The sequence below is a fragment of the Desulfobaccales bacterium genome (assembly GCA_041648175.1).
Lineage (GTDB): Bacteria > Desulfobacterota > Desulfobaccia > Desulfobaccales > 0-14-0-80-60-11 > 0-14-0-80-60-11.
The window spans coordinates 1-7,460 of sequence record JBAZPO010000039.1 but is presented as its reverse complement, the minus strand read 5'-3'; the positions used below and the strand labels follow the sequence as shown (position 1 = coordinate 7,460).

The window sequence follows — 7,460 nt, the reverse complement described above, 5'->3', positions numbered from 1 at the left end:
TGAGCCGCATGAAATCTTCTCAGCCTAACGCAGACCTCCAGACGGTCCTGGCCGAAGTACGAGCCCTTCGCCAGGAGCTACGGGGGGCAGGTAAGCGTCTTTTACCTATCCCGGAGGCCGCCGAGTACCTGGGGATAAGTCCACGAACCATCCGGAATGACTTAAGCCGAAAAATTTTCCCAGTGAAGCCGGTGAGGTATGGCGGGAAGCTGCTCTTTAGGCGCGAAGACCTGGATCACTATATTGATAGCCTGGGGGCCGAATAATGGCCCAAGCCCAGCCCCAAGCTATTCCGCTTATCGAATTTACCGAAGCGGAACAGGTTGTCCTGGGTTCGATACTCATTCGGAGGGAGATTCCCGCTTCAACAACCGACCTTAAACCAGAACATTTCTACCGAGGAGCCCACGGCCGCATCTTCCAGCCTGGTCCGGACTTCGCTGACCGGGCTGACCGGGGGTAGAGGGAATAATAATGGGGCGTCTCTGGGGGCGATTATATGCCGGGACCCGAAATCACCGAAAAATAAAAATTCTGGCGGAGAGATTACCATCACTCTGGACCTATTGGTATGTCCTAATTGACCTGGCAATCGAGGTGAACGATCACGGCTGGATTCATATCTCCCCTGGAATTCCTTATAGCTACAAAGAACTGGCGAAGGAACTGAGAATACGTCGCGTAGACCATGCGAAGACCCTTTGTAGAACCCTTGAAGAGCTTAGAATGATCACAATTGCAGACAAGGGAATCTTATTGAATAGCTTCTCCGAACGCAATTTTGAATCAGATTTTTCTACCCCAAGAGTGCGGAAATACAGGGAAAAGCAAAAAGAAGCCACGAAAAACGAAACAGATATGAAACGTTTCGGAAACGCTAAGGAAACGGACCAGAACAGAACAGATACAGATCAGAAGAAAGGAAGCCTCCGGTGGCTCCAACTCCCCTCCCTCTCTTGATTCTTGGATAACCCCTGGCAAGGTCTTCCATCTTTGGAATGACTTGGGGTGTAAGCCCTCCCTGGCGGAGCTGACCGACGGACGAAGTAAACGTCTCGGAGTCCGCATCCGTAAAAGAAGCGACCAGGCATGGTGGGAGCAATTGTTCCTCAAGGCCAAGGCAGCTAATAGGCCCTGGCTGACTTTCGATTTTCTTATTGCCAACGACACCAACGCCATAAAGCTGCTGGAGGGAAATTATGACCGCGACTTTGGCTCAGCCGGTGGGGGAAGAAAAACCGGCTCTGGAACTCATCAAAAACTGGATTCAGCGAATCCTGGCAAGTATGCCTCCCGGTCAAAAATCTTCTACACCGACCGGGAGGATGATTGAGCACTGAAACTAATCTCCTGGGAGAAGGGAGTTATCCCAATCCACATGGAAGCTAAAATGAAAAGCAGGAAAGGGTTTGGGTTTCTCCCCCGTTGTCTGAGAAGCGCGGGAGGTGGTTGGAGTACAATTTTTTTAGCTTAACAAATCGGCTAACTACCTTCCGTCTGGAAATCGTGCCTTATGGGCAGGTTGGGGCATCTTCGGTCCAGAGAGACCAATTGCGCGGCGGTATGATGTTTCCGCTTCCCCTATGGCCGGAATTTTGCGAGGCCATGCATCATGGCAAGGCGGTTTTAGAAGACCGCGGCCTGTCGAGTGACTATCCCGATGAGCCCGTGGGTAACGGGATTCCCCTGTCTGATCGGGAGGAACTGCTTAAGACCCGGCGAGTCCTGGACAATTGGGTCCAGATCAGCCTGCTGCACAAAACCGATTCCTTTGGTTATCAACGGCGGACTTTCGTTGAAGTCCTTTCCGGAGGCATGGGGGCCGTTAGGATGCCAGCGGAATATGATATGGCCTTGATGCCCCCCTTGGTATTGTCGCCTTCGGCTTTCCTGTCTTTTGCGGCTCAACTGCCCATAGTTGGGGCCATTCTCAGAAGCCGCGGGGTCTTGGAGGATGCGGCTTGAGTGATAAGCCGTTGGGTGTTCATCTACCTGGGTCCGGCCCGGTTTGTCGGATAATAACCTGGTCTGACGCCCTCCTGATCCACCGTGCCGCCGAAAATTACCACGGCGTGGCCCTGATGGTCCGGGACCCCGTTCTCATGAACCTCGCGGCAGCCTGGCCCAAGGTGAAACGACGGCTCCCGAACCCCCCGGCCCCAGGCCAGGAGGTGGATCTGGAAGAACTCTGGCGGCAAACCAAGGTGGATTTCCAGGGATGGGCGGAACTGGCCCAGGTTGACGCTCTCCAGGTCATGGAGGGCTGGAAAGTCTTGAAGGGCAATGGCGTCATCTTACCCGATGGCAGCCTTAACCACTTGGCCGACAGCGTTTTAAAGAAAGAATCGGCTGGCCAGCTTCTCAACCAATTTGGGGTCAAGCCGGGGGACGTGAAGAAATGAGCCCCAACCCCTACTACAATCTCGACTGTGACCACCAGGGCTTCCGGAATCCAACGTCACTCTCATAACCCTGTCCTAGGTGGATCAGGGTGAGGGGTAAGGGAACAAGCCGAAATGGGTAAAGTTGACGAGGCAAACGAGAAGGCCATGCTGGCGATGTCGCTACGCCGGCAGAACATGACCGTTGCCCAGATCGCGCTATACCTGGATGTTACAGAGCGCTATGCCTATAGCCTGCTTGCCCGGGCCCGGAAGCTCTGGGGACTCCTGGCTGATTCCAGCGATTCTAAGACTCGGATCGGTGAAAACCTGTCTGCCCTGGAGGAGATGGAGCGCCTCGCCCTGGAAAAATTTGCCAAGGCCAACCCGAATAGCAATGTGGCCGTTGCTTATTTGAATGCGGCCCGGGATGCCCGCAAGGAGATAAAACGGCTGCAACAGGAGGCCGGACTGATAACCAAAGTTGCAGAGGAAATAAACGTAACCGGCCTCCCGCTTGAGAAACCGGAAGCCAGGGCTGCAGCCTACATTTTCCTAAAAACCTTAAACGAATTGAATGAAAAAAATGATGAGAGCTGACATTGATCCCGAAATCCTCAAACGAGAGCTGCTCGAATACCATCGCCGCAATTGCTTCAAAGATGCTAACGAGCTGCTGGAATTCATCGAAGCCTATTGGAAGCTCCGGATTCCCCGAGCCCGGGTTTGTCCGGAGCACCCCCCGCCAGCCGAGTACATCGTGGACAGCTTCTTTGAGGAGGTCCAAGATTCGGTTTGCTGGGCCAACCGCGGCGGCGGCAAGACGCTCCTGGGGGCCCTGGCCACCTGGCTTGATACGGTCTTTAAAAAGGATTGCGCCACCAAGATCCTGGGCGGCTCCCTGGAGCAGAGTAAGAAGATGTACCAGCACCTTACCGGGGGAGGGGACGACTAGGGCCTGGCCACCGACGATTTCCGGTATCTGATTCAAGGCGAAATGCTGGCGGCCCAGACCACGCTGGCCAACAAGTCTCACATCAATATCCTGACCGCCTCCTCAAAATCGGTTCGGGGCCCCCACCCCCAGAAGCTCAAGCTCGATGAGATAGACGAGTTCGACGACAAGATTTACGAGGCGGCCATGCTGATTCCCAAGACCAAGAAGGGCATCAAGGCTAGCATCCAGATTTACTCCACCATGCATAAGGCTTACGGCTTGATGAACCGGGTCATCACCGAGGCGGCCCAGAGCGGCTACAAGATTTACAAATGGTGCGTCTTCGATGTCATGGAGAAGTGCGTCGGCCGGGAGTGCACCATCTGCGAACTCTGGGAGGATTGCCAGGGCCGGGCCTTGGACGCCGGCGGCTTTTACAGCATCGGGGACGCCATCTCGGAAAAGCGCAAGGTCTCCCGGGACACCTGGCTTTGCGAGATGCTATGTTTCCAGCCGAGCCAGGAGGGGTTGATTTATAAAGAGTTCGACATGGCGTTGCATGTGATTTGAAATTGAATCCAAGGATTAGGGGGAAGAAAACCAGAATGAGCCGTGACCAGTTAGACAAGAGCGCTTTATACCAAGTTGCTGTCAAAGAGGTAATATTGAACGTGTCATTCTGAACGGAGCGAAGCGCAGTGAAGAATCTAGATTCTTCGCTTCGCTCAGAATGACAATATTACTTTTTTGACCGCAACTCGGTATTACATGCGGATTCGTTGCGTCAGCAGGGTATGATAAAGGCAGAAATCGCTAAACACCTGGGGATAAACGAGCGACAGGTCAGTTGTCTCCTTGCTCGAGCCAGCAAGTACTACAGGGATTTGGTGAGAAAGTTCGATCAGGAAAGATTCCTGGGTGAGTCCCTGGTTACTTTGTTGGGCTTGGAACGGGAGGCTTTGAAAAATTTGCAGGCAGTGGGTGCGGGTGACCCTGTGGCCATTGAATGGCTTGGGGCAGCCCTGGATATCCGCCGGGAAATCAAGAATCTGTTGCAAAATTTTGTCTTCGGGATGACGAAATCAGGGCAGAGCGGAATGTCTGCCGATGACCGGAAAAGCCGCCGGGACAGGGTGCGGGCAAGGCTTAAGAAACTGGATAGGGGAAAAGAAAGAAACCTTTACTGTTACTGTGTCAAGCCGGATTCTCAGGGTCCTGACTCTCACGATTCTGTATGAGGACGCTATCCATGGCCGAGAGAAATGGCGCCGGTGGGTATGTGGCCGTCGCCGTTCCGATCAAGTTTTATCGTGGGGTTAAGTCCATCGCCAATTTCCTGGAGATGCACCCTGACTCGGTCAGGAAGTTGCTCCGGGAGGGCAGCATTCCGGTCAAGAAGGATGAAACCGGCCGCTGGGTGCTCGTGAACCTAGACTACTATCAGTCTCTCCAGAGGTGATGGTTGCTAACCTTAACTCGGTGTTTGCCAAAGATTCCCCTTTAAAGTCTTTATTCGCCATTCAGGTCATATCCACAATTTCCATAGCTCTGATGATAAGTTACGCTCATGGCAGTGACTGTTGAAAAAGCTAATTTGTGTCAGGTGCTTCCTGGCTTTACCAATTGCACCAAGATGGCGTCGGGTTTGTGACCCCGCTAAAAAGCAACTCCTACTATGAGGTTATCCAGGACCAGACGGCTTCCGGCCCGGTCCTGGCCGACCAGGTTATCCGCTTGAGCTCTCCCCAGGGCCAGGCCTGCTCCCCTGAGCCACTGCGCCGGGTGCACTATCGGGACCCGGAGACCGACAAGGAATATGTCTTTTTGACCAATCGCCTGGACCTGTCTGCCCTGGAGGTGGCCGAACTCTACCGCCGCCGCTGACAGATCGAACTCTTTTTCAAGTGGATCAAACAAAACCTGAAAATCAAGGCCTTTTACGGTCCTCCAAGAATGCGGTGCTGATCCAAATCTGGAACGCCTTGATCGCTCTCCTGCTGCTGGTGTGGGTCAAGTTCAAGACCAAGGCTGGCTGGGGACTTTTGGAACTCACCCGCCTGGCCCAACCACGCTCCTGGAACGCATGGATTTGTGGGCGTTACTCGGTCTTCGACCACCAGACAACCGACAACCTTTGCTATTCAATTAACTTAACGTGCCAGACAGCAGTGATTACAATCATAAAATAGCGCATAGAGGGGCTCCCGGAGGATATCTTGTCGAATATTTTTGTTTGCCCATTTGAGATAATTATCTCAATATATCGGAAACTTTTTCAATCCAATTACTTTGGGATAGAATAAGTTACCGGCAAAACACCTGATAATCTTCATGCAGGCTTGGGAAGCAAGCATCGAGAACGCCAGAATACCTGGGAATTTTTAGGAGGCAAGTCGATGAACAAGGCTTACTTCATCCTGTTTATCTCCATTCCCTTCCAGTTTGTGGCCGCGTTCCTGGCTTTGCGACTGATTTGGATCACCAAGAAGACCGGGGCCTGGATATTTATCGCCGCGGCCATCGTCCTCATGAGTTTGAGACGCTGCTTTACCCTGTATGAGTGGTACGTCAGGGGTATGGAGCTTCTGCCGGTGGACGTCAGCCAGGAGTTGATCGCCATGGCCACTTCCGTTTCCATGGCGGTGGGAGTGGCCCTGATTGCCCCATTATTTTTGGAAATCAATCGCACCAGAGATGTTCTCCGGGACAGGGTGGAAGAAAGGACCGGGGAATTAAAGAAGTCCTATCAGGCTCTGCAGCTGGAGTTGGCGAAACGGCAGGTGGCGGAAGAGTCCTTGCGGAAATCGGAAGTCATGTTTCGGACCATCGCGGATTTTAATTATGATTGGGAGTATTGGCTAGGCCCGGACGGGAGGTACAATTACAACTCTCCCTCGTGCGAACGGATTACTGGCTATCAGGTGGAAGATTTCTTCTTGGACCCCGACCTGCTGGAGAAAATCACCCACGTGGAGGACCGGCAGAAAATCGCCGGACACCTCCATGACGAACGGGAGAGCGGCGAGCCCCACCACCTGGATTTCCGAATCCTTACCAAGGATGGGGAAGAGCGGTGGATCGCCCATGTCTGCCAGCCGGTATACAGCCCCACCGGCCACAATCTCGGCCGCCGGGCCAGTAACCGGGATGTCACCCGACAGAAGCAGGCCGAAGAGGAGAAGGCCAAGCTGGAATCCCAACTGCGCCAAACTCAGAAGATCGAGGCCCTGGGCACCTTGGCCGGGGGCATCGCCCACGATTTCAACAATATCCTCTCCCCCATCGTCATGTATACCGAGATCGTCATGCGGGACTTCCCTGTGGACAGCCCCACCCGGTCCTACCTGGACCAGGTGCTCAAGTCCAGCAAACGGGCTTCGGACCTGGTCAACCAAATCTTGTCCTTCAGCCGGCAAACCGAGCGCCAGCGCATATTCATGCAACTGGGCCCCATTGTTAAGGAATCCCTGAAATTGCTGCGGGCCTCCTTCCCCTCCACCATCGACCTGCGCCAGAATATCGGGGCCGATCCGGATTGGGTGCTGGCCGATCCCACCGAGGTCTACCAGGTGGTAATGAATCTTTGCACCAACGCCGCCCACGCCCTGGGTGATAAGGGGGGGCTGCTGGAGGTGGATCTGGACAATGTGGAATTAAAGGAAGGGCAGTTGGCCTTTGGCATCGAAATCAAACCGGGCCTTTATGTCCGGCTGCGGGTCCATGATTCGGGGCCAGGGATCCCCCCGGCCATCATCGAGCGCATCTTCGAGCCTTACTTCACCACCAAGGAGAAAGGCCAGGGGACCGGTTTGGGGTTGGCCGTGGTCCACGGCATAGTCAAGCTCTGTGCGGGAGGTATTACTGTTGCCAGCGAACCGGGCCGGGGAACCACCTTTGAGGTCTTTTTCCCGGTGCTGCGGATCGAGGAGCTTATGGAGCCCGAAGTGGGGGGGGATATGCCCCGGGGCAAGGAAAGCATCCTGGTGGTGGACGACGAGGAGGATATCGTGGTGGCTGCCAAGATCCTCCTGGAGCAATTGGGGTATCGGGTAACGGCCCTCACCGCCAGCCGGGAGGCCCTGGAGGCCTTTCGAGCCCAACCGGACGGCTTCGATCTGGTTCTGGCCGATCAAACCATGCCC

At 54.3% G+C, this 7,460-nt stretch carries 13 protein-coding genes; all 13 read left to right on the top strand.

All coding sequences use genetic code 11. The features are described 5' to 3' along the window. A partial coding sequence (locus WC600_18335) for a helix-turn-helix domain-containing protein (GenBank protein MFA4904690.1) occupies positions 1–266 on the top strand: 266 nt, incomplete at its 5' end. After that, positions 266–463, top strand: a complete 198-nt coding sequence (locus WC600_18330) for a DnaB-like helicase N-terminal domain-containing protein (protein MFA4904689.1) — start codon at positions 266–268, stop codon at positions 461–463. The genes WC600_18335 and WC600_18330, both read left to right, overlap by 1 nt. 11 nt (positions 464–474) lie before the next feature. After that, the gene (locus WC600_18325) at positions 475–960 is read left to right on the top strand and encodes a phage replisome organizer N-terminal domain-containing protein (protein MFA4904688.1); all 486 of its coding nucleotides are present in this window, start codon (positions 475–477) and stop codon (positions 958–960) included. A 142-nt stretch (positions 961–1,102) separates the two neighbouring features. Further along, positions 1,103–1,333, top strand: coding sequence for a hypothetical protein (locus tag WC600_18320; GenBank protein ID MFA4904687.1), 231 nt, complete (start codon positions 1,103–1,105; stop codon positions 1,331–1,333). A gap of 230 nt (positions 1,334–1,563) precedes the next feature. Beyond that, complete coding sequence (locus tag WC600_18315) at positions 1,564–1,965, top strand: hypothetical protein (protein ID MFA4904686.1); 402 nt, start codon at positions 1,564–1,566, stop codon at positions 1,963–1,965. Then, positions 1,962–2,402 (top strand): hypothetical protein, encoded by a 441-nt coding sequence (locus WC600_18310; protein ID MFA4904685.1) that lies wholly within the window; start codon positions 1,962–1,964, stop codon positions 2,400–2,402. Before WC600_18315 ends, WC600_18310 begins: the two co-directional genes overlap by 4 nt. Positions 2,403–2,516: 114 nt before the next feature. Next, positions 2,517–2,981: a hypothetical protein gene (locus tag WC600_18305; GenBank protein MFA4904684.1), complete on the top strand. Its 465-nt coding sequence runs from the start codon at positions 2,517–2,519 to the stop codon at positions 2,979–2,981. Continuing rightward, positions 2,968–3,336 carry a hypothetical protein gene (locus tag WC600_18300; protein MFA4904683.1) on the top strand — a complete coding sequence of 123 codons (369 nt, stop codon included), beginning with the start codon at positions 2,968–2,970 and terminating at the stop codon, positions 3,334–3,336. The genes WC600_18305 and WC600_18300 overlap by 14 nt, the downstream gene beginning before the upstream one ends. 42 nt (positions 3,337–3,378) lie before the next feature. Then, complete coding sequence (locus WC600_18295) at positions 3,379–3,888, top strand: hypothetical protein (protein MFA4904682.1); 510 nt, start codon at positions 3,379–3,381, stop codon at positions 3,886–3,888. Positions 3,889–4,112: 224 nt separating this feature from the next. Then, a complete protein-coding gene (locus WC600_18290) occupies positions 4,113–4,556 on the top strand; it encodes a hypothetical protein (GenBank protein MFA4904681.1) in 444 nt (147 codons plus the stop codon). A gap of 11 nt (positions 4,557–4,567) precedes the next feature. Then, positions 4,568–4,777, top strand: a complete 210-nt coding sequence (locus WC600_18285) for a hypothetical protein (protein ID MFA4904680.1) — start codon at positions 4,568–4,570, stop codon at positions 4,775–4,777. Positions 4,778–4,965: 188 nt separating this feature from the next. Then, positions 4,966–5,202 carry a hypothetical protein gene (locus tag WC600_18280; protein MFA4904679.1) on the top strand — a complete coding sequence of 79 codons (237 nt, stop codon included), beginning with the start codon at positions 4,966–4,968 and terminating at the stop codon, positions 5,200–5,202. A 512-nt stretch (positions 5,203–5,714) separates the two neighbouring features. Beyond that, positions 5,715–7,460, top strand: a 1,746-nt coding sequence (locus WC600_18275) for an ATP-binding protein (GenBank protein MFA4904678.1), incomplete at its 3' end; no start/stop codon positions are given.

Excerpts from the sequence above, each read along its gene's own strand:
- WC600_18330 (MFA4904689.1), top strand. The coding sequence starts at position 266 with ATGGCCCAAGCCCAGCCCCAAGCTATTCCGCTTATCGAATTTACCGAA.
- WC600_18325 (MFA4904688.1), top strand. The coding sequence starts at position 475 with ATGGGGCGTCTCTGGGGGCGATTATATGCCGGGACCCGAAATCACCGA.
- WC600_18315 (MFA4904686.1), top strand. The coding sequence starts at position 1,564 with ATGATGTTTCCGCTTCCCCTATGGCCGGAATTTTGCGAGGCCATGCAT.
- WC600_18305 (MFA4904684.1), top strand. The coding sequence starts at position 2,517 with ATGGGTAAAGTTGACGAGGCAAACGAGAAGGCCATGCTGGCGATGTCG.
- WC600_18300 (MFA4904683.1), top strand. The coding sequence starts at position 2,968 with ATGATGAGAGCTGACATTGATCCCGAAATCCTCAAACGAGAGCTGCTC.
- WC600_18295 (MFA4904682.1), top strand. The coding sequence starts at position 3,379 with ATGCTGGCGGCCCAGACCACGCTGGCCAACAAGTCTCACATCAATATC.
- WC600_18290 (MFA4904681.1), top strand. The coding sequence starts at position 4,113 with ATGATAAAGGCAGAAATCGCTAAACACCTGGGGATAAACGAGCGACAG.
- WC600_18285 (MFA4904680.1), top strand. The coding sequence starts at position 4,568 with ATGGCCGAGAGAAATGGCGCCGGTGGGTATGTGGCCGTCGCCGTTCCG.